The organism is Mesorhizobium sp. M0029, from assembly GCF_040323735.1.
Taxonomy (GTDB): Bacteria; Pseudomonadota; Alphaproteobacteria; order Rhizobiales; family Rhizobiaceae; genus Mesorhizobium.
Map to the genome: position 1 here is coordinate 178,475 of NZ_JAMYVF010000002.1, position 19,559 is coordinate 198,033.

18 protein-coding genes and 1 pseudogene are annotated in these 19,559 nt (G+C 62.8%); 6 read left to right on the forward strand and 13 right to left on the reverse strand.

Going from position 1 to position 19,559, the window contains the following annotated elements:
• Positions 1–188 precede the first annotated feature (188 nt).
• Positions 189–1,334, forward strand: coding sequence for a GGDEF domain-containing protein (locus NKJ76_RS04085; protein ID WP_023742497.1), 1,146 nt, complete (start codon positions 189–191; stop codon positions 1,332–1,334).
• A gap of 92 nt (positions 1,335–1,426) precedes the next feature.
• Here NKJ76_RS04085 and NKJ76_RS04090 read toward each other — a convergent pair whose 3' ends face one another.
• The 6 genes from NKJ76_RS04090 to urtA all read right to left on the reverse strand — a co-directional run bounded on the left by NKJ76_RS04090 (position 1,427) and on the right by urtA (position 7,920).
• Positions 1,427–1,603, reverse strand: a complete 177-nt coding sequence (locus tag NKJ76_RS04090; protein ID WP_023670936.1) for a hypothetical protein — start codon at positions 1,601–1,603, stop codon at positions 1,427–1,429.
• A gap of 530 nt (positions 1,604–2,133) precedes the next feature.
• The gene (gene urtE, locus NKJ76_RS04095; protein ID WP_023688639.1) at positions 2,134–2,829 is read right to left on the reverse strand and encodes an urea ABC transporter ATP-binding subunit UrtE; all 696 of its coding nucleotides are present in this window, start codon (positions 2,827–2,829) and stop codon (positions 2,134–2,136) included.
• A 69-nt stretch (positions 2,830–2,898) separates the two neighbouring features.
• Entirely contained in the window at positions 2,899–3,645 is a 747-nt protein-coding gene (urtD, locus tag NKJ76_RS04100; protein WP_352536821.1) for an urea ABC transporter ATP-binding protein UrtD, read from the reverse strand.
• A 4-nt stretch (positions 3,646–3,649) separates the two neighbouring features.
• Positions 3,650–4,882, reverse strand: a complete 1,233-nt coding sequence (gene urtC / locus NKJ76_RS04105; protein ID WP_352536822.1) for an urea ABC transporter permease subunit UrtC — start codon at positions 4,880–4,882, stop codon at positions 3,650–3,652.
• Positions 4,879–6,495, reverse strand: coding sequence for an urea ABC transporter permease subunit UrtB (urtB, locus tag NKJ76_RS04110; protein ID WP_352536823.1), 1,617 nt, complete (start codon positions 6,493–6,495; stop codon positions 4,879–4,881). The genes urtC and urtB overlap by 4 nt, the downstream gene beginning before the upstream one ends.
• 114 nt (positions 6,496–6,609) lie before the next feature.
• Positions 6,610–7,920 (reverse strand): urea ABC transporter substrate-binding protein, encoded by a 1,311-nt coding sequence (urtA, locus tag NKJ76_RS04115; protein ID WP_352536824.1) that lies wholly within the window; start codon positions 7,918–7,920, stop codon positions 6,610–6,612.
• Positions 7,921–8,233: 313 nt separating this feature from the next.
• Here urtA and NKJ76_RS04120 point away from each other — a divergent pair, with 313 nt between their 5' ends.
• Both NKJ76_RS04120 and NKJ76_RS04125 read left to right on the forward strand, forming a co-directional pair.
• On the forward strand, positions 8,234–8,629 hold the full coding sequence (locus NKJ76_RS04120; protein WP_352512622.1) for a hypothetical protein: 396 nt from the start codon (positions 8,234–8,236) through the stop codon (positions 8,627–8,629).
• A gap of 117 nt (positions 8,630–8,746) precedes the next feature.
• On the forward strand, positions 8,747–10,660 hold the full coding sequence (locus tag NKJ76_RS04125) for a PhoX family protein (RefSeq protein ID WP_352536825.1): 1,914 nt from the start codon (positions 8,747–8,749) through the stop codon (positions 10,658–10,660).
• A gap of 64 nt (positions 10,661–10,724) precedes the next feature.
• Here NKJ76_RS04125 and NKJ76_RS04130 read toward each other — a convergent pair whose 3' ends face one another.
• The 3 genes and pseudogenes from NKJ76_RS04130 to NKJ76_RS04140 form a co-directional block, all read right to left on the reverse strand.
• Positions 10,725–12,296: a GMC family oxidoreductase gene (locus NKJ76_RS04130; protein ID WP_023688646.1), complete on the reverse strand. Its 1,572-nt coding sequence runs from the start codon at positions 12,294–12,296 to the stop codon at positions 10,725–10,727.
• Positions 12,297–12,347: 51 nt separating this feature from the next.
• Entirely contained in the window at positions 12,348–12,872 is a 525-nt protein-coding gene (locus NKJ76_RS04135) for a twin-arginine translocation pathway signal (protein WP_023670927.1), read from the reverse strand.
• Between the two features lie 81 nt (positions 12,873–12,953).
• Positions 12,954–13,348: pseudogene (locus NKJ76_RS04140) on the reverse strand (VOC family protein).
• 220 nt (positions 13,349–13,568) lie between these two features.
• Between NKJ76_RS04140 and NKJ76_RS04145 the strand changes: the two are divergent.
• Positions 13,569–13,871 (forward strand): ribbon-helix-helix domain-containing protein, encoded by a 303-nt coding sequence (locus NKJ76_RS04145; protein WP_023670924.1) that lies wholly within the window; start codon positions 13,569–13,571, stop codon positions 13,869–13,871.
• 5 nt (positions 13,872–13,876) lie between these two features.
• Here NKJ76_RS04145 and NKJ76_RS04150 read toward each other — a convergent pair whose 3' ends face one another.
• Positions 13,877–14,587 (reverse strand): purine-nucleoside phosphorylase, encoded by a 711-nt coding sequence (locus NKJ76_RS04150; protein WP_023736554.1) that lies wholly within the window; start codon positions 14,585–14,587, stop codon positions 13,877–13,879.
• 84 nt (positions 14,588–14,671) lie between these two features.
• Complete coding sequence (gene cckA, locus NKJ76_RS04155; protein WP_352536826.1) at positions 14,672–17,242, reverse strand: cell cycle histidine kinase CckA; 2,571 nt, start codon at positions 17,240–17,242, stop codon at positions 14,672–14,674.
• 205 nt (positions 17,243–17,447) lie between these two features.
• On the opposite strand from cckA, the gene NKJ76_RS04160 reads away from it, so the two are divergent.
• Complete coding sequence (locus NKJ76_RS04160) at positions 17,448–18,164, forward strand: flagellar biosynthetic protein FliO (RefSeq protein ID WP_023724344.1); 717 nt, start codon at positions 17,448–17,450, stop codon at positions 18,162–18,164.
• Positions 18,165–18,298: 134 nt separating this feature from the next.
• On the opposite strand, the gene dksA is transcribed toward NKJ76_RS04160, so the two are convergent.
• Both dksA and NKJ76_RS04170 read right to left on the reverse strand, forming a co-directional pair.
• Complete coding sequence (gene dksA, locus NKJ76_RS04165; protein ID WP_023673491.1) at positions 18,299–18,715, reverse strand: RNA polymerase-binding protein DksA; 417 nt, start codon at positions 18,713–18,715, stop codon at positions 18,299–18,301.
• Between the two features lie 5 nt (positions 18,716–18,720).
• Positions 18,721–18,900 (reverse strand): hypothetical protein, encoded by a 180-nt coding sequence (locus tag NKJ76_RS04170; RefSeq protein ID WP_023706174.1) that lies wholly within the window; start codon positions 18,898–18,900, stop codon positions 18,721–18,723.
• Between the two features lie 69 nt (positions 18,901–18,969).
• Here NKJ76_RS04170 and NKJ76_RS04175 point away from each other — a divergent pair, with 69 nt between their 5' ends.
• Positions 18,970–19,473, forward strand: a complete 504-nt coding sequence (locus NKJ76_RS04175; RefSeq protein ID WP_023693370.1) for a SixA phosphatase family protein — start codon at positions 18,970–18,972, stop codon at positions 19,471–19,473.
• Positions 19,474–19,559: the final 86 nt, after the last annotated feature.

Below are 19,559 nucleotides of genomic sequence, written 5' to 3' on the forward strand. Positions count from 1 at the left end.
AAGTGCGGACAGGTTTTCCCGGGAAAGCGGGCAGCGCTTTCCCTTGAAAAGGGTTTCAACCCAGAATTGCTACGATCAACCGAAGCGTGATAGCTTATGCGCATCGTAACCTTATCGATACCTCCTTCCTCCATAAATCCGGTGCGGGTCCTTTCTAGAGGCCGGCCGCCGCGCGCAAGGACGAGGGCATGTCGCTCGACTACAGTTCCCTTCTGTTGGCTGTCGGGTTTTCCGCCGCTTGCCTCGGCCTGACGCTGTTCGGCATCTGGCTTACCGCGCGCTCGGAAAAATTCCTGCTGACCTGGGCCGTCAGCGTGCTTCTGATCGTTGCCGACGTCTTCGCCTACCAGGCCTATATCGACGCGCCCGGGCGCCTGCTCGGCCTCGCCAGCTTCACGTTCCTGCTGCTCGGCTTCGCGACCATGCTGGGCGCTGCCCATCAGTTCACGACAGGGAGGTCACCGCTGCCCCGCATTGCTGTCGGCGCCGGCGTCTCGCTGGCAGTCGCCTTGCCGCCGATGGCGCTTGGCTATGACGGGCTGGGCTTCATGCTGGAGAATGCCTTCGCCGCGCTGCTCCTGTTTGCGACGGCCTATGAATACTGGAAGGGTCGTACGGAATTCCCTGCCCCTATCCTCGGCATTGCCGGGCTCTACACCGCCACCGGAATTTCCTTCGTGCTGTGCTCCGGTGCACTTGTCTGGGATGGCAGGCTGGTGCTTGGCCATGCTCCGAGCAACTGGGCCGAGGATTTCAGCCTCATCGTCGTCATCGCCTGCATGACCGGCATCGGCGCGCTCTCGCTGGCGCTCAACCAGGGACGCCTGGCGCAGCATCATCGCCGCGAAGCGCTGACCGATCCGCTGACCGGACTGCTCAACCGGCGCGCTTTGTTCGACCTTCACGGCAAAACACCGGTCCGGTCCTTCACCGCCGTGATCGTGTTCGATCTCGACGGCTTCAAGGCCATCAATGACGAGTTCGGCCATGCCACCGGCGATGAGGTCCTGAAACTGTTCGCCAAGGATTTGACCGCCAATCTCCAGCCAGGCGATGTCGCCGCGCGCATGGGCGGAGAGGAATTTGCATTGGTGCTCGATCGCACCTTGCCTGAAAAGGTGGAATTCATAGCCGAGCGCATCCGGGCCAGTTTTGCCATGCGCCGGATCGATACCGAGACCCGCCTGCTCTCCTGCACGGTCAGCGCCGGCTACGCCTTCGGCAGCGAGGGCGGCACCAAATTCGACAAGGTGCTCAGCGCCGCCGACAAAGCGCTTTACGGCGCCAAGCGCGGCGGCCGCAACCGTGTGCTCGCCTTCCGGCGCGCCGGGTAGGTTGGGCTGACATTCAGCCGGCCTGAACCTCACCGCACGTAAAACAACACCCCAAAGCGCGTCGCATGAGGCCGTTCAGGCGCGACGCGCTTTTAGGCCGCTATGACGATCTCGTTGTAAGTGTCGAGGTCGACGTAGAAAACCTTGGTGATTTCGCCGATCAGCTCATCCTGCTGGTAGCCTTGCGAGCGCAGAATGTTGATGGCGGTAATGATGTCGACACGCTCTGTCAGCCGTCGTTTCTGGTGGTCCTCGACGAACCGTTCCATAGCCCTATTCTCCTGGCAAGATTATCTGAACGCATTGACCGACAATCAGAACTGCGAGGGAAGCTAGGGTGGCTTGCTTGCGTGGAACTTGCAGGCTGAGCCAGCATATTCCCTCGATCTGCTACAGAACCAGACTGATACGGAAGCGGCCGACTCACCGAGGCCTAGGAAAGACTAGCATGCAGTATTCGGCGTGCCAGAGTGTGGCGGCCTCGGACGAAAGTCCGACGCAACGGGTGCGGACCTTCGCGACTTCATCATCCTTGGGCGTAGCGACGCGAAGCGGAGCGAAGACCCAGGGATCCATGCCGGGACGAAGAAGCGTCATTAACGGTGCAGACTGTGGAATGCCAATGTGCCGCAGAAGCGATCTTGTTCTGCATCGCGGCACTCTTTGGCTGATGTCGCGGCATGGATTCTAGGGTCTGCGCGCGTCGCTCCGCTCCTTGCTCCGCCCTAGAATGACGAAGTGATTGTGGGCATTTCAGCCAATCTTCGACGTGTACGATCCGTGCAGCCGTCGACCTGCGTTAAACCGTCAGAAACTTCCTGACGTCCGCCCGGTCGAGATCTTCGGCCGGGCCGGTGTGGACGATCTGGCCGCGGTCCATGATGTTGACCTCGTCGGCGAGCTCGCGGCAGAAATCGAGATATTGCTCGACCAGAAGCACCGCAATGCCGGCCTGATCGCGCAAATAGCGGATGGCGCGGCCGATGTCCTTGATGATCGAGGGCTGGATGCCTTCGGTCGGCTCGTCGAGCACCAGCAGTTTCGGCCGCATGACGAGCGCCCGGCCGATGGCGAGCTGCTGCTGCTGGCCGCCTGAGAGATCGCCGCCGCGCCGCCCCAGCATCTGCTTCAGCACCGGAAACAGTTCGAAGACATGCGCCGGCACGTTGCGGTCGGCGCGCTTCAACGGCGCAAAGCCGGACTCCAGGTTTTCGCGCACCGTCAGCAGCGGAAAGATCTCCCTGCCCTGCGGTACGAATGCGATGCCCGACCGGGCGCGGTCATACGCCGCGCTCCGGTCGAGCGCCTTCCCCTCGAAGGCAACGCTTCCGCTCGTCAGCCGGTGGTGGCCGACGATCGATCTCATCAAACTGGTCTTGCCGACGCCGTTGCGGCCGAGCACGCAGGTGATCTTGCCGGCACCTGCGGTCAGCGACACGCCGCGCAGCGCCTGGGCGGCGCCGTAATGGAGCGTGGCGTTGGAAACTTCGAGCATGTCAGCGCCTTCTCCAGAAGCGAAGGGACGAGAAGTCGAAGCGATGGAATTGCACCCGCCACACCATGCTCATCTCCCGAGATAAACTTCGACGACGCGCTCGTCGGCCGAGACGAAATCGAGCGAGCCTTCCGACAGCACCGAGCCCTCATGCAGGCAGGTGACCTTGACGCCGAGTTCGCGCACGAAACGCATGTCGTGTTCGACGACGATGACCGAATGGTCGCGCGCTATATCCTTGAGCAGCCGCGCGGTTTCCTCGGTCTCGGCATCGGTCATCCCGGCGACCGGCTCGTCAACCAAAAGCAGCTTCGGGTCCTGCGCCAGCAGCATGCCGATCTCCAGCCACTGCTTCTGGCCGTGGCTGAGATTGGCGGCCAGATCGTTGCGCTTGTCGCCCAGCCGGATGATGCCGAGGATGTCGTCGATCTGTCTGGCTTCGGCGGCCGAGCGGCGATGGAAGAGCGCCGGGAAGATCGAGCGCGGGCCCTTCAGCGCCAGCATCAGATTGTCTTCGACGCTGTGGCTTTCGAAAACGGTCGGCTTCTGGAACTTCCGGCCAATGCCCATCATGGCGATCTCGGCCTCGTCGTGCCGGGTCAGATCGACCTGCCCGTCGAAGAACACTTCGCCTTCGTCGGGCCGTGTCTTGCCGGTGACGATGTCCATCATCGTCGTCTTGCCGGCGCCGTTGGGGCCGATGATGGCGCGCATCTCGCCTCTGTCGAGGACCAGCGACAGATTGTTGATGGCGCGAAAGCCGTCGAAGGAGACCGAGACGCCGTCGAGATAGAGGATGGTGTTGGACTTCGACATCGCTCTATTCCGCCGGCTGCGGTTCAGGCCCGGACGCGGACCAGGCACCGGGCGTTGTTGCCGCGCTGCGCACGATCTTCGGTGGCGGCGGGACATCAGGGTCTGTGCTCGCTTCCTCTGCAATCGCTGCAGCCCGCATCGCCCGAGCGTTACCGCGCCAGGAATCCCACATGCCGACGATGCCCTTGGGCAGGAACAGGGTTACGGCAACGAACAGGCCGCCGAGCGCAAACAGCCAGAATTCCGGCAGCAGGCCGGTGAACCAGGATTTGCCGGCATTGACGAGCAGCGCACCGACGATCGGGCCGACAATGGTGCCGCGCCCACCGACGGCTGCCCAGATCACGACTTCGATGGAATTGGACGGCTCGAATTCGCCGGGATTGATGATGCCTACCTGCGGCACATAGAGCGCGCCGGCGATGCCGGCCATGACAGCCGAGACGGTAAAGGCAAACAGCTTCACGTTCTCCGCTCGCCAGCCGAGAAAGCGGGTGCGGCTCTCGGCATCGCGCACGGCCATCAGCAGCTTGCCGTATTTGGAGCCGACGATCGCCCAGGTGATGAAGACGGCGAGCGCGAGTATGATGGCGCTGGCGGCAAACAGGGCCGAGCGGGTGGCGTCGGCCTGCACGTTGAAGCCCAGAATATCCTTGAAATCGGTCAAGCCGTTGTTGCCGCCGAAACCCATGTCGTTGCGGAAGAAGGCAAGCAGCAGCGCGTAGGTCATCGCCTGGGTGATGATGGAGAGATAGACGCCGGTGACGCGGCTGCGGAAGGCGAACCAGCCGAAGACGAAGGCGAGCAGGCCGGGCACCGCCAGCACCATGATGGCGGCGAACCAGAAATGGTCGAAACCGGTCCAGAACCAGGGCAATTCCTTGTAGTTCAGGAACACCATGAAATCGGGCAGGATCGGATTGCCGTAAACGCCGCGCGAGCCGATCTGGCGCATGAGGTACATGCCCATCGCATAGCCGCCGAGGGCGAAGAAAGCGCCATGGCCGAGCGAGAGGATGCCGCAATAACCCCAGACGAGATCGAGCGCCAAGGCAAGCAACGCATAGCAGAGGTACTTGCCCGTCAACGCGACGATGTAGGACGGAATATAGAACGCGCTTTGCGGCGACACTGCGAGGTTGAGCAGCGGCACGATAATGGCGGCCGTCAGCAGGATGAAAATAGTGATGGCGATGCGACGGTCGGCACCCGCGGCGAAGAAGCGTCCCGTGATCATGTTTCCACCGCCCTGCCCTTGAGCGCGAACAGGCCGCGCGGGCGCTTCTGGATGAACAGGATGATCAGCACCAGCACGACGATCTTGCCGAGCACCGCGCCAGCATAGGGTTCGAGAACCTTGTTGACGATGCCGAGCGAGAAGGCGCCGACCAGCGTGCCCCAGAGATTGCCGACGCCGCCGAAGACCACGACCATGAAGCTGTCGATGATGTAGCCGCGGCCGAGATTGGGCGAGACATTGTCGATCTGGCTGAGCGCGACGCCGGCAATGCCGGCAATGCCGGAGCCGAGCGCAAAGGTCAGCGCATCGACCCAAGGCGTCCTGATGCCCATCGAGGCGGCCATGCGGCGGTTGGCGGTGACGGCGCGCATCTGCAGGCCCCAGGGCGTGCGCTTCATAACAAAGAGCAGCACGCCGAAGACGGTGAGCGCGAAGACCAGGATCCAGAGGCGGTTCCAGGTGACGGCGAGTTGGCCGACATCGAACGATCCCGACATCCAGGAGGGGTTGCCGACCTCCTGGTTGGTCGGTCCGAAGATCGAGCGCACCGCCTGCTGCAGGACAAGCGAGACGCCCCAGGTTGCGAGCAGCGTTTCCAGCGGCCGGCCGTAGAGGAAACGGATGACGCCGCGCTCGATGATCAGGCCGACGGAAGCGGCAACCAGGAAGGCGAGCGGCAGCGCGATCACCAGCGACCAGTCGAACAGGCCGGGGAATGAGGTTCGGATCACCTGCTGGACGACGAAGGTGGTGTAGGCGCCGAGCATCACCATCTCGCCATGCGCCATGTTGATGACGCCCATGACGCCGAAGGTGATGGCGAGGCCGATGGCGGCCAGCAGCAGCACCGAGCCAAGCGAGATGCCGTACCATATGTTCTGGCCGGCATCCCACAGCGCCAGGCTCGAATTGATGCTGGCGATTGCGGCCGTCGCGGCATCCTTGACCGCGCCTTGCGCATTGGCCTCGACCGCGGTGAGCAGCGAGACCGCGTCGCGGTCGCCGCGCGCGCCGATCAGGGCAATGGCGGCAAGCTTGTCGGCCTCCGGCTTATCGGAGACCAGCACCGATGCCGCGCGCGCCTGTTCGAACAATGCCTTGACCTTGGCGTCGGTCTCGGCGGCGATGGCTGCATCGAGCGGCTCGATATTGGCGGCATCGGGGGTCTTGAACATGGTGTCGGCGGCGGCGATGCGGGCAGAAGGATCTTTCGCGCGCAACGTCAGCGTTCCCAGCGCATCTCGGATGACACGGCGCAGCGTGTTGTTGACCTTGATCTTGGTGATGTCGGCCTTGGCGGCGTCGCCGGCTTTCTCGCCGCTCAGCGGGTCGAGCAGCGTGACGCTGTCGGCGGCCTCACTGCCGACGAAGACGGCTGAATCGGCTTTACGAATGTAGAGATTGCCTTCGGCGAGGGCTGCAAGCGGCCGTTCAACCAGCGGATCGCCGGTGGCGGCAAGTTCGCGCACAACAGCCTCAGTGGCGGCAAAGCCCGTGCCCGCGGCGAATTTGGCGACGATGGCGCGCAGATCGGCTTCGGCTGCGTTCGACGGCAATAGGCTTGCCACCAGGAACACCAGCATGAGGCCGAGAGTGCGCGACAGGATCATCCGTTCAGATACTTTCCGGGAGGGTGGAATTTGGCGTCCGGGCGGGCTGAAGCGCCCGGACGCTTGGCGGTACCGATCGTGGACGCGTCCACGATCGGTCAGTCCCGGGAGGGATCAGTTCGTGCCCTTGCCGCCGCATTTGCCGGTGGCAACGTTGAAGTTGCCGCAGGACAGAGGCGCGCGCCAATCCGAAATCAGGTCCTTGGAATCGGGCAGATAGTCGGACCATTCGTCGCCCATCACGAGGCCGGGCGTCTGCGACACGGTCTCGAACTGGCCGTCGGCTTGAATCTCGCCGATCAGCACCGGCTTGGTGATGTGATGGTTCGGCATCATGGTCGAATAGCCGCCGGTGAGGTTCGGCACGGACACGCCGACCATGGCGTCGATGACCTTGTCGGGATCGGTGGTGCCGGCCTTTTCGACCGCCTTCACCCACATGTTGAAGCCGATATAGTGAGCTTCCATCGGGTCGTTGGTGGTGCGCTTGTCATTCTTGATGAACTTGTGCCAGTCGGCGATGAACTTCTTGTTTTCGGGTGTGTCGACGCTCTCGAAATAGTTCCAGGCAGCGAGATGGCCGACCAGCGGCGCGGTATCGAGACCGGCCAGTTCTTCTTCGCCGACCGAGAAGGCCATGACCGGGATGTCCTCGGCCTTGACGCCCTGGTTGCCGAGTTCCTTGTAGAACGGAACGTTGGCGTCGCCATTGACGGTCGAGACGACGGCGGTCTTTTTGCCGGCAGAGCCGAATTTCTTGATTGCGGAGACTTCGGTCTGCCAGTCGGAGAAGCCGAACGGCGTGTAGTTGACCATGATGTCTTCGGCGGCGACGCCCTTGGCCTTCAGATAGGCCTCGAGGATTTTGTTGGTGGTGCGGGGATAGACGTAGTCGGTGCCTTCCAGCACCCAGCGCTTCACCGAGCCACCGTCTTCGCTCATGAGATAATCGACAGCGGGAATCGCCTGCTGGTTCGGGGCGGCGCCGGTGTAGAACACGTTGCGCTCGCTTTCCTCGCCCTCATACTGGACGGGGTAGAACAGGATGTTGTCGAGTTCTGAGAACACCGGCAGCACCGATTTGCGCGACACCGAGGTCCAGCAGCCGAACACGGCGGCGACCTTGTCCTTGGAGATCAGCTCGCGCGCCTTCTCGGCGAAGAGCGGCCAATTGGAGGCCGGATCGACAACGACCGCCTCAAGCTTCTTGCCGAGCAGGCCGCCCTTGGCGTTCTGCTCTTCGATGAGCATCAGCATGGCGTCTTTCAGCGTCGTCTCCGAAATCGCCATGGTACCCGACAGCGAATGCAGAATGCCGACCTTGATCGTGTCTTCGGCGGCCTTGGCCGGAGACGACATCGACAGGCCGGCGGCGAACACGCCGGCCGAAAACATTTTTGTTATTGTGGAGAAGTTACCCCTCATACTGAAGACTCCCAAGCTGTTTGATTGCACCGCGACAATGCAAAGCAACTGCCGTGCCAAACGCGAAGGCGCCGCTCACGAAGATGGAATAGCCGAGCGTTATCAGCCGGTTGGTATATTAGCCCTCGAGAAAACAGTGGCAGCCGGTAAAAATTGATTGAGGCAAATTTGCGCAGCGCACACGACTTTTGCCTAATTTTCGCCCAAATAGGACAAATGCCTAGTTTTTGATCTCCGGCCGTGGATTCCGGGCGAACAATGTTGCGGCACGGCGCAAAAATAGGGCAAGCTCGCCCTTCAAAAGAGAGACGTCATGACATCTCGCATCTCACGCATTTCCGGCATCCTGCTGCTGATGGCAACGAGCGGCGCCGCGCGCGCCGATTTCAGCGAGGGCAAACTTCCTGACGGCACCTATCATTGCGAGGTCTATTTGCTCGGCGCCTTCCTCAACCTCGGCGACATCACTATCAAGGGCAATGTCTATACCGGCCCGGTGACGTTCGGAACGGCGCTGCAAGGCTACAATTATCAGATGAACGCCAATGGCGAGATCACCTGGCTCGGGCCGCTGGGCGGCTATACCACTGGTGGCAACTCCGTCTCCATGACACAGGCAACACTGGACGGCGAGACTGCCCCGTCATTCGACATCATTCTGAAGCAGCCCGACGGCGCCTTCACCGCCTCGACCTGCACCAAGGGCTGAGCGATGCGTAGTGCCGCGCCCAGTTGCGGCAAAACCTTCCTCTTATGTCATGTGAATGTTGCCTAAGCAGACTAGGGCAACGGTGCGCCGTAACATCCACCCTGAGAGGCAGACACCATGGCCAATGCACCGTCTTCATCCTCCCCCGTCATCCGCGAAATCATTGCCGAGCGCGTCTCGCGCCGGTCTCTTTTGAAAGGCAGCCTCGCCTCCGGCGCGCTGATTGCCGGCGGCAGCTTTGTCGGCTCCTTGTTTGCCGGCGAAACGCATGCCGCCACAGCGCAGTCGACGCTCGGCTTTCCCGAGCTGAAACGGGTCTACGGCAAGACCCATGCCGCCGCCGAAGGCTATGAGACGACCATCGTCGCGCGCTGGGGCGACCCGCTTGCAGCCGGCCTCGCCGAATTCGACGGCAACAAGGTCGCGGCGGAGGAACAGGAAAAGCGCTTCGGCTACAATTGCGACTACATCGCCTTCATGCCGCTGCCCAAGGGTACGGTGAATTCCGATCATGGCCTGCTCTGCGTCAACAACGAATACATCTCGCCCAATGTGATGTTTCCGGGGATGACCGAGGGCGATGCCGGCAAGACGATGACCAGGGAACAGGTCGATCTCGGCATGGCCGCGATGGGCCATTCGATCCTCGAGGTGCAGGTGAAGGACGGCAAGTGGGAAACCGTGGCGGACAGCCCGCTCAACCGCCGCATCACCGCCAACACCGAAATGACCGTTTCCGGACCGGTTGCCGGCCATGCGCTGATGAAGACCTCGGCCGACGCGACTGGCACGAAAGTGCTCGGCACCAGCTATAATTGCAGCGGCGGTGTTACCCCGTGGGGCACGGTGCTGACCTGCGAGGAAGGCGTGTCCGACATTTTCGGCGGCGACCCGAAAAAGGCGCCGACTGCCGACCTGCTCGACCGTTACGGCTTCGACGGCTCCGACATGTATGGCCGCGGCCGCTTCCATGACCGCTTCAACCTCGACAAGGAACCGAACGAGGCCAACCGCTTCGACTGGGTGGTCGAGATCGACCCTTACGATCCTCAGTCCAAGCCGGTGAAGCGCACGGCACTTGGCCGCATGTCGCATGAGGCCTCGACCGTGGTCCTCAACAAGGACGGCCGCGTTGTCGTCTATATGGGTGACGACGACTATTTCGAATATATGTACCGCTTCGTCTCGGCCAAGGCCTATGACAAGGCCAACCCGGCCTCCGGCGCCGATCTGCTCGACGATGGCGTGCTGTCGGTCGCCCGCTTCGATGCCGATGGCTCGATGACGTGGCTGCCGTTGGTGCACGGCCAGGGCAAGCTTACCGTTGAGAACGGTTTTGCCGACCAGGCCGAGGTGCTGTTGAAGACGCGGTTTGCGGCAGATGCGCTCGGCGCCACGCCGATGGACCGGCCCGAGGACATCGAGACCAATCCGGTGACCGGCCGCGTCTATGCGGTGATGACCAAGAACAAGAAGCGCGACCAGTCAAAGGTCAATCCGGCCAACACGCGGCCGGAAAATCTCTGGGGCCATATTGTCGAACTGATCCCGCCCGGCGGCCGCGGCGCGGATGCCGACCACACGGCGGAAAAGTATGCCTGGGACCTGTTCGTGCTCTGCGGCAACCCGAAAGATGCCAAGGTTGGCGCCACTTTTCATCCGGATACGTCGGACAATGGCTGGTTCGTCTGCCCCGACAACATCACCTTCGATCCGGCCGGGCGGCTGTGGGTGGCGACGGACGGCGCCAATGATTTCGACCTGCCGGACGGCGTCTATGGCGTCGACACCGAAGGTGCGGCGCGCGGCCTGCCGAAGCTGCTGTTCACCTGCCCGCACGGCGCCGAAGCGACCGGCCCGTGCTTCACGCCGGACGGCACGACTTTGTTCCTGTCGGTGCAGCACCCTGCGGAAGATGCAGAGACGCTCGACAAGGCGCAGACGCTGTGGCCCGACTTCAGGGATGGCCAATTGCCGCGGCCGTCCGTCGTCGCCATCCGCCGCAAGGACGGACAGCCGGTCGGCGCATAGTCAGTCCTAGGGAAAAGGGCGGAACGCGCCATGCGCGTTCCGCGTAGCGATCCGGGAGGACGGCTCAGATCGTCTTGGCCGACATTTGCGAAGCGATGTATTCGGCCTGGCGGATAGCCAGCGACACGATCGTCAGCGTCGGATTTTCAGCCGCACCGGTCGTGAACTGGCTGCCGTCCGACACGAACAGGTTCTTGATGTCGTGCGCCTGGCCGTGCTTGTTGACGACGCCGTCTTCCGCCTTTTCGCTCATCCGGTTGGTGCCGAGATTGTGGGTTGAGGGATAGGGCGGCGTCGGGAAGGAGCGCGTCGCGCCGACCGCATCGTAAAGCGCTGTGGCCTGCTTGTAGGCATGATTGCGCATCGCCGTGTCGTTGGGATGATCATCGAAATGCACGTCGGCGATCGGCATGCCGTGCGCGTCCTTCTCGTCCTTGTGCAGCGTGACGCGGTTTTCCGCGCGCGGCATGTCCTCGCCGACGATCCACAGGCCAGCCATGTGATCATAGTGGTCGAGCGCGGTGGTGAATGAACGGCCCCAGCCGCCGGGATTGAGGAAGGCGGCCATGAAGGGCAAGCCGAGCGACAGCGTCTCGAATTCATAGCCGCCGACAAAGCCGCGTGAGGGATCGTGCCGCGCCTCGTCGCGGATAATGCCGGCCATGGTGGTGCCGCGATACATATGCACCGGTTGGTCGAAAATGGCGTAGACCGAACCGGTGGTGTGGCGCATGTAGTTCTTGCCGACCTGCCCCGACGAATTGGCAAGCCCTTGCGGAAACTTCGCTGACTCGGAGTTCAGCAGCAGGCGCGGGCTTTCGATCGAGTTGCCGGCGACGGCGACGATGCGGGCCTTCTGCTCCTGCAGCTTGCCGTCCTTGTCGGCATAGACGACGCCGGTCACTTTTCCGCTAGCGTCATGGTTGATCTTGATCGCCATGGCGTTTGGCCGGACCTCGAGATGGCCGGAGGCCTCGCCCTTGGGGATCTCGGTATAGAGCGTCGACCATTTGGCGCCCCATTTGCAGCCCTGGAAGCAGAAGCCGGTCTGTTGGCAGGAGTTCCGGTCATCACGCTCGACCGAATTGATTGCCATGTTGCCGGTATGACATTCCTTGTAGCCGAGCTTGTCGGCGCCGGCCTTGAGCACCTTGAAATTGTTGTTGCCGGGCAGCCGCGGCCAGCCATTGGTGCCGGTGACGCCCATCTTGGCTTCCGCCTTGGCGTAGTACGGCTCCATCTCGGCCAATGTGACCGGCCAGTCCAGCAGGTTGGCGCCTTCCAGCTTGCCGTAGGTCGAGAGCGTCTTGAACTCATGCTCCTGGAAGCGCAGCGAGGCGCCGGCCCAGTGCGTGGTCGAGCCGCCGACCGATTTGACTATCCAGGCCGGCAAATTGGGGAAATCCTTCGACACCCGCCAGTCGCCGGACGTCGTGCGCTTGTCCGTCCAGGCGAGTTGGCTGAAGGAACCCCACTCATCATTGATGAAATCCTCGTATTCGTGGCGCGCGCCGGCCTCGAGGATGACGACATCGACGCCTTTCTGGGCGAGTTCGTTGCCGAGCGTGCCGCCGCCGGCGCCGGAGCCGATGATCACGACCACGCCGTCGTTGTTGAGATCAAATGAAGCTGCCATGGTTTCCTCCCATGAATTCCTGTTTGCCGGGTTTCAGAACGACGGAAGGGCTCAGAGCCACTCTATGTCGTCGAATCCGCGCGCGATGTAGCCGCCCTTGGAGTAGGATTCGCCCTCGTAGCCGAAGATCGGCCACACCTCCTGCTGGTTGTAGAGGCTGACAACGAGGCCGCCGCGGATGGACTGGAAGAACGGCGTCGCCTCGATCTGCTGCAGCACGGCGACGCGCTGCTCCTCCCAGCCGAGGCCGCGATAGCCGCCCTCGCCCGACTTCTTGTCGAGGTCGGCGATGCCGTCTTCGATCATCGTCTTGTAGGCAGCGTCCTTGCCGGCCTGCTCGTCATGGCCTTTTACGGCGATGGCGTAGTATTTGTCGGGCACCTGATCGTGCGGATAGATGTCGCGCGCCATCTGGATCAGCGTTGCCATGGTTTCGGGCTTGAGCGCCGACGTCTCGAGCCCCCAGGCATTTTCAGGGCTGATGACGGCGCTGCCGGAAATGACGAGCAACGCGCCGATGCCGCCGCGTTTGAGAAGTTCACGACGTGAGAGCCTCGCGTCATAGATCGTGACCATTTTGTTCCTCCCTGCTTGCTGTTTGCGCCCTTGAACAGCGCCGTTGCTGGCGCCGCGCGGCTGAATGCGGCCGATAATCCCCTACTGGAAGCGCCCTCCACGCTGCAGAACCTCGATCTTGTAGCCGTCGGGGTCCTCGATGAAGAAAAAGCGCGCGATCAGCGATCCGTCGCGGTTGAATTCAACGATCTTCTTGGGGTTGAGGCCGAGCGCGCCGATCCGGTCGTGTTCACTGTCGAGATCGGACACCGAGACCGCCAGATGGCCGTAACCGTCGCCTAGCCCATAAGGCTCGGTGCGGCCCTTGTTCACGGTGAGTTCGAGCTCGAACCCCGTTCGGCGTTGGCAAGGTAAATCAGCGTGAATGTCTCGAAATCCAGCCTGTCGGCGACATCGAGCCCGAAAGCGTTTCTGTAGAAATCGACGGATCTGGCCTCTTGGAGAACCCGGATCATGGAGTGGATTGCCTTCGCCAAATCAGTCTCCGCCGCTGCATGCTGGAGGCGATTATGGGCGGCACGCGCGAAAGGTGGTGGCAGCCGGTTACCACGGCTAAATTTGCAATCGCTGCTATGCCTGCGCCTAAAGACGAAAGTCCGATTGCCGATTCGGCCCACAAGGCCGAACATGCAGGGACAACCACAACTTGAAGGCGCGACACGCTGCGCCCAAAACCAACAATATCGGGAGGTAAGGATGTGCAGGGTTTTTGCCGGGCAGGATCCGGAAGGCTATCGACAGATCAACCGGTCGATCCGCATCGACGGTCACTCTACGAGTATCCAGCTTGAAGGAACGTTCTGGGCGCTGCTTGACGAAATTGCCGACAGCCAGGGCCTGACGACGCCGAAGTTCATCTCAAAACTCTATGACGAGGCGATCGAGATCAACGGCGCCATTCCCAATTTCGCGTCGATGCTGCGTACCACCTGCGCGCTCTATCTGCGCGGTCACCGGCCAGACATGGATGAGCTGACGCCGAAGCGCGAAGCGGCCTGAGGAAGCTAGCCTTCCGCCGCAACGTCGAGCCCGAGCCGCGCCATATCGGTGAACAGCGCCTGACGTTCGGAATAGGCAGTCTGTTCGCCGGTCACGATGTTGTCGACGACGGTCAGCAGCGACAGCGCGCGGGCGCCGAAATGCGCCGCGATTCGGTAGAGTGCGCTGGTTTCCATATCGACAGCGAGAGCGCCAAGCGCCTGCGCTTCGGCAAAGCGGTCGCGCCCTTCAGGGTGGTAGAAGACATCGCTGCAGATGGTCAGCCCGGCCTGGTGGTCGATGCCGAGCTGGGCGGCGCAGGCCAAAGCGTGGGCGAACAGGCCGGGATCTGGCCCGGCGGCAGCATCGTAGAGGCCGAAGACCTGGCCGCTTTGGTCGCTTTCGGCGCGCACCGACTGCGAGATCACCAAGGAGCGCAGCGGCACGCGGGGTGTAAGGCCGCCGCAGGTACCTGTGCGGATCAGCGTTTTGACGCCGTGAACATCCAGGAGTTCATGCACATAGACCAGGAAAGACGGGACACCGATGCCGGTGGCCTGGATGCTGATGGGACGGCCGCGATAGAGACCAGTGAAGCCGAGTGCGCCCCGGCGGCGGTTGACGCAGCGCGGCGCCTCAAGAAATGTCTTTGCCATCCACTCGGCGCGTTGCGGATCGCCCGGCAACAGCACCGTTGCGGCATAGTCGCCCCTGGCAGCCTCGTTGTGCGGCGTCACGACATGCTCCCCAAAACCCGCCGCCCGTTTCGCCTGCAATCATGGCAGTGTCACGTCATTGCGCAAGCTTTGAATTAGGGCGCCCTAGGACTCCAATACATCCTTGACCACGGTGGCCAGTTGCTTGAGGGAGAACGGCTTCGGCAGGAAGCCGAATTGCGCGTCCGGCGGCAGGTTTCTGGCGAAAGCGTCTTCGGCATAGCCGGACACGAAGACGAACTTGATGTCGGGCTGGCGCTTGCGCAGTTCGCCGAGCAGCGTCGGTCCGTCCATTTCCGGCATCACCACGTCGGACACGACGATATCGACTTTGCCGCCGAGCGCTTCGAAGACTTCCAGCGCCTCGACGCCCGAGGACGCCTCGTGGACAGTGTAGCCGCGCGATGTAAGCGCCCGGGAGCCGCCCATGCGCACGGCGTCCTCGTCCTCGACCAGCAGCACCGTGGCCGAGCCCGACAGGTCCTTGGCGCTGTCGGCGGCTTTGACGGGCGCAACCGGCGCCTCGCTGACGTCGCCGGGCTTCTTCGCCTCCACGATATGGCGCGGCAAGAAGATGCGGAAGGTCGAGCCCTTGCCGACTTCGGAATCGCAGAAGATGAAACCGCCGGTCTGCTTGATGATGCCATAGACCATCGACAGGCCAAGGCCGGTGCCTTTGCCGACTTCCTTGGTGGTGAAGAACGGCTCAAAGATCTTCTTCAGCACGTCCGGCGCAATGCCCGAGCCGCTATCCTCGACGTCGACCACGACATAGTCGGCAGGCGTGAGCTCGCGGTAGGAGAAGCTCTTGCATTGTTCGGCGGTGACGTTGCGGGTGCGCACGGTGAGGTCGCCGCCAGCCGGCATGGCGTCGCGCGCGTTGACGGCCAGGTTGACCACCACCTGCTCGAACTGGCCGATATCGACCTTGACCGGCCACAAATCGCGGCCGTGGTCGACCTTCAGCTTGATCTCGTTGCCAACCAGGCGGGCAAGCAGCATCCGGAGATCGGCAAGCACGTCGGTCAGGTTCAGCACTTCCGGCCGCAATGTCTGCTTGCGCGAGAAGGCGAGCAACTGCCGCACCAGCGAGGCCGCCCGGTTGGCATTCTGCTTGATGTTCATGATGTCGGGGAAGGACGGGTCCGACGGCCGGTGATTGGTCAGCAAAAGATCCGACGCCATGATGATGGCGGTCAGCACATTGTTGAAGTCGTGGGCGATGCCGCCGGCGAGCTGTCCGACTGCCTGCATCTTCTGGCTCTGCGCCATCTGGCCCTCGAGCGCCTTCTGCTCGGTGGTCTCGACGGCATAGACGATGGCCGATTCCTCGGCGCCCTCGCCGGTGCCGTCGGCGACGGCGTTGACGTAGAAGCGGATGTGACGCTCCTCATTGCCTGGCAGCAGCGTGTCGATCGGCTCGATGTCGGCCTGCCTCAGCCGCGCCTTTTCGAACGCGGCGGCAAAGGCCGGCCGGTCGCGCTCGTGGATCACGGTGTCCAGCCGCACGCGGCGGTCGACCGCGTCGCCGTCGACGACGGAGGAAAACAGCGACAGGAACGGCGCGTTGGTGCGCAGGATGCGGCCGCCATTGTCGACGGCGGCAATGGCCATCGGCGTCGAATTGAAGAAGCGAGTGAAGCGTACCTCCGAAGCCCGAAGATCGGCCGATGCGTCCTCGCCCTGGGTGCGGTTGAGCACGATGGTGCGGGTGGGACCGTTGGTCCCCTCGCGGCTGGCCGAGACCCGATGCATGAAGCGCACCGGCAGCGCCTCGCCGGTCGTCGTCGTAAGATCGAGATCGATGACGGCGTTGCGGGTGGTGCCGGGATCGGCCTTGACCGAGCGCACCAGCGCCATGCCGTCGCCGGCGACGATTTCCGGGAGTGTCACGGCGCCAGGGGTGAAGCTCGCCAGATCGATGCCCAGCCATTCGGCGAGCGTGGCGTTGATGTAGGTGACACGGCCTTCCTGGTCGGCCGAGAAGAAACCGGCCGGCGCATGGTCGAGATGGTCGATGGCCTTCTGCAAGTCGAGGAAGAAACGCTCCTGCTCGGCCCGTTCCTGCGAGATATCGGCAAGCTGCCAGGCAAGCATCGGCAGGCGCTGACCGGGAACGCTGAAGGTCCGGGCCCGCGCCCGGTACCAGCGCGCGCCGGGTTCGGCGCCCGGCCGGATCGACTGTGCTAGCCGGAACTCACCGTCGCCGGCCTGGCCATCGCGCAAGCCCGAGGCCAGCCGGTATATGGTCACCGAAGCTTCGGGGACATCGGAAAGCAGGCCTTCGACCGTCTTCAGATCGGCGGCCGACGCAGCACCGGTCATCTCGGCGTAGGCCCGGTTGGCGTAGACGACGCGGCCCTTGGTGTCGGTGACGATCAGGCCCTGCGACATCGAATCGACGAAGGCCTTCGACAGTTCATCCCCGGTCGAACGCGGCGCGATCTGCACGAAGCCGATGGCCGTGGCGAACAGGAAGCCGACGCCGATCATGGCAAGCACGCCCAGCATGCCGAGCAGGAACGGATCGCCAAGACGCTCGCGGAAAATGCCGAAAACGATCGCGGCCCCGGTCAGGACGATGATGAACACGATGAGCCGGGTAACCGCGCCTGGCCGCGTGTTCTGATCGACGATCGGTACCGGATAGAAATCGCCGCGCGTTTCCCTGGCCATATGCCCCCTGCTCGTGAGTTGTCCGACACCGCCCCCGGCCGGTTGAATCACATTCTCCTAATCCGGAAAAGGCCTTGGCGGCAAATGTCGGATAAAAATGACGCGTCGGTGTTTTCAAGCTGTTCACGAAGCGTGAAGGCAACTTGCGGTGGCTGGCCGCAACGGTCTAGTGTCCCTCCACTTCAAAAGCCGATTGGGGGCACCGATGCAGTGGCTGGATAATGTGGCGGGTCCCGGATATGCCGCAGCGCTGCTGTGGACGTTTGCTGCCCTTGTCCTGCTGGTCATCGTGCTCATTATCATCAGGCTGATCCGCAACCTGACCTTCGGCACCTTCGTTGCCGGCGGCAGGAACCGCAAGACACGGCTGGCGGTCATGGACGCCACGGCGGTCGACAGCCACCGCCGGCTGGTGCTCATCCGTCGCGACGACATCGAACACCTGCTTTTGATCGGCGGCCCAACCGACGTTGTCGTCGAGCGCGATATCAGGCTTGCAGCACCACGCCGTCCGGCATTGACCGGCGATGGCGGTGTTGGCCAGCAGCAACAGGCGCCGCGTCCGCGCGCAGCACAACCCGCTCCGGCCGCGCCCGCAAGGCAGGCGCCGCCGCCGCAACCGGTAAGGGCTGCTCCGGCCGCCGTTCCGCCGCGCCAGGCCGCGCCGGCGCCGAAACCGGCTCAAATCTACCAGGCGAGCAATGTGACACCGCTGCCGGCCTATGGCTCCGCCGCCAATACTGCCCGGCAGGCCCCGCCACCGAAGCATGAGTCCATCGACGATACCCTGATGCGGGAGCTCGAGGTCTCGCTCGACGATTCGCACCCCAAACCGGCAAGCAAGCCGGCTGCGAAGGCACCGCAGTCTCTCGACGACGAGATGACCAAGCTGCTCGGCGAACTCGCCAGCCAGAAACGATAAAGCCCGGCGAACCGTCACATCTTGCCGCTTCCCGATCGGAACGGCGCTTCGTGCGATCAAACCCTTCGCTAAAAACACAAATGGCCGGGAAACCCGGCCATTTCGATGAAACAGTCCTGCCTGACGGCAGCGGCTCAATCGTCGCGATAGACCTTCTCGCGGCGTTCGTGGCGCTCCTGCGCTTCGATCGACAAGGTCGCGATCGGACGCGCGTCGAGACGCTTCAGCGCGATCGGCTCGCCGGTTTCCTCGCAATAGCCGTAGGTGCCTTCATCGATGCGCTGCAGCGCCGAATCGATCTTTGAAATGAGCTTGCGCTGGCGGTCGCGGGCGCGAAGCTCGATGGCGCGGTCGGTTTCCGAGGAAGCACGATCGGCGAGATCGGGATGGTTGGCGTTTTCCTGCTGCAGGATTTCGAGGGTTTCGCGCGCTTCGCGCAGTATGTCGGTCTTCCAGGTGACGAGCTTCAAGCGAAAGTAGGATTTCTGCCGTTCGTTCATGAACGGCTCGTCTTCGGAGGGTACGTAATTGGCTGTAACGATATCGTTCATTCGACTCACCCAACAACCCCAAATTTGGCGCCTATATATTCGCGCAGAGAAGGCTGCACAAGCGTAATCCGCGCGCGTTTCACGCAATTGTTAATGCCGCGCGGGCGATCCTCAGCAAAGCCTTCCATAGGAAGGGCGCGGGCGAATTCGCACATGATTCGCTGCGCTTGGGCGTCGCCGCCCATTGTGCCTCAGGCCTTTCTCGTGGCTAATCCAGTTGTGTCATTGGTGGGCAGCACACCATTGGGGGTCCGGTGAGCAGACTGTATCTGTTGAGGCATGCGAAGGCTGGCTGGGCCCTGCCCGGCGTGCGCGACTTCGATCGCCCGCTCGACGCATCCGGCATTGCCGATGCCGAAATGATGGGGACGGCGATGCGTGCCCGCAACTACATCCCCGATATCACGCTCTGCTCCAACGCCAAGCGGGCGCGCCAGACGCTGGAAGGCATCGCCGGCCACACCGATACCGGCCGGGTGCTGTTCTTCGACACGCTCTACAGCGAGGATGCCGCCGGCTACCTCGCCATCATCCGCAGCAATGGCGGCCCCGGCTCGCTGCTGGTCATCGGCCACAATCCGATGACGGAAGACCTTGCCATGGCGGTCTCGGGCGACGGCGACGAGGCTGCTCGGGCCATCATGAACCATGGTTTCCCGACCTCCGGCCTTGCGGTCGTGCGCTTCGACGGCACCCTCACCGAGGCTGCGCAAGGCGCGGGCTACCTCGAAGCCTTCCTGACGCCCGTCGATCTCTGAGCCGAGCCGGCCGAGGCCGGGCGCCATTTCAAACTTGAACCGCAAAGCCTATATCGGGCGCAAGAGCACGCCTGAGAGAACAGATT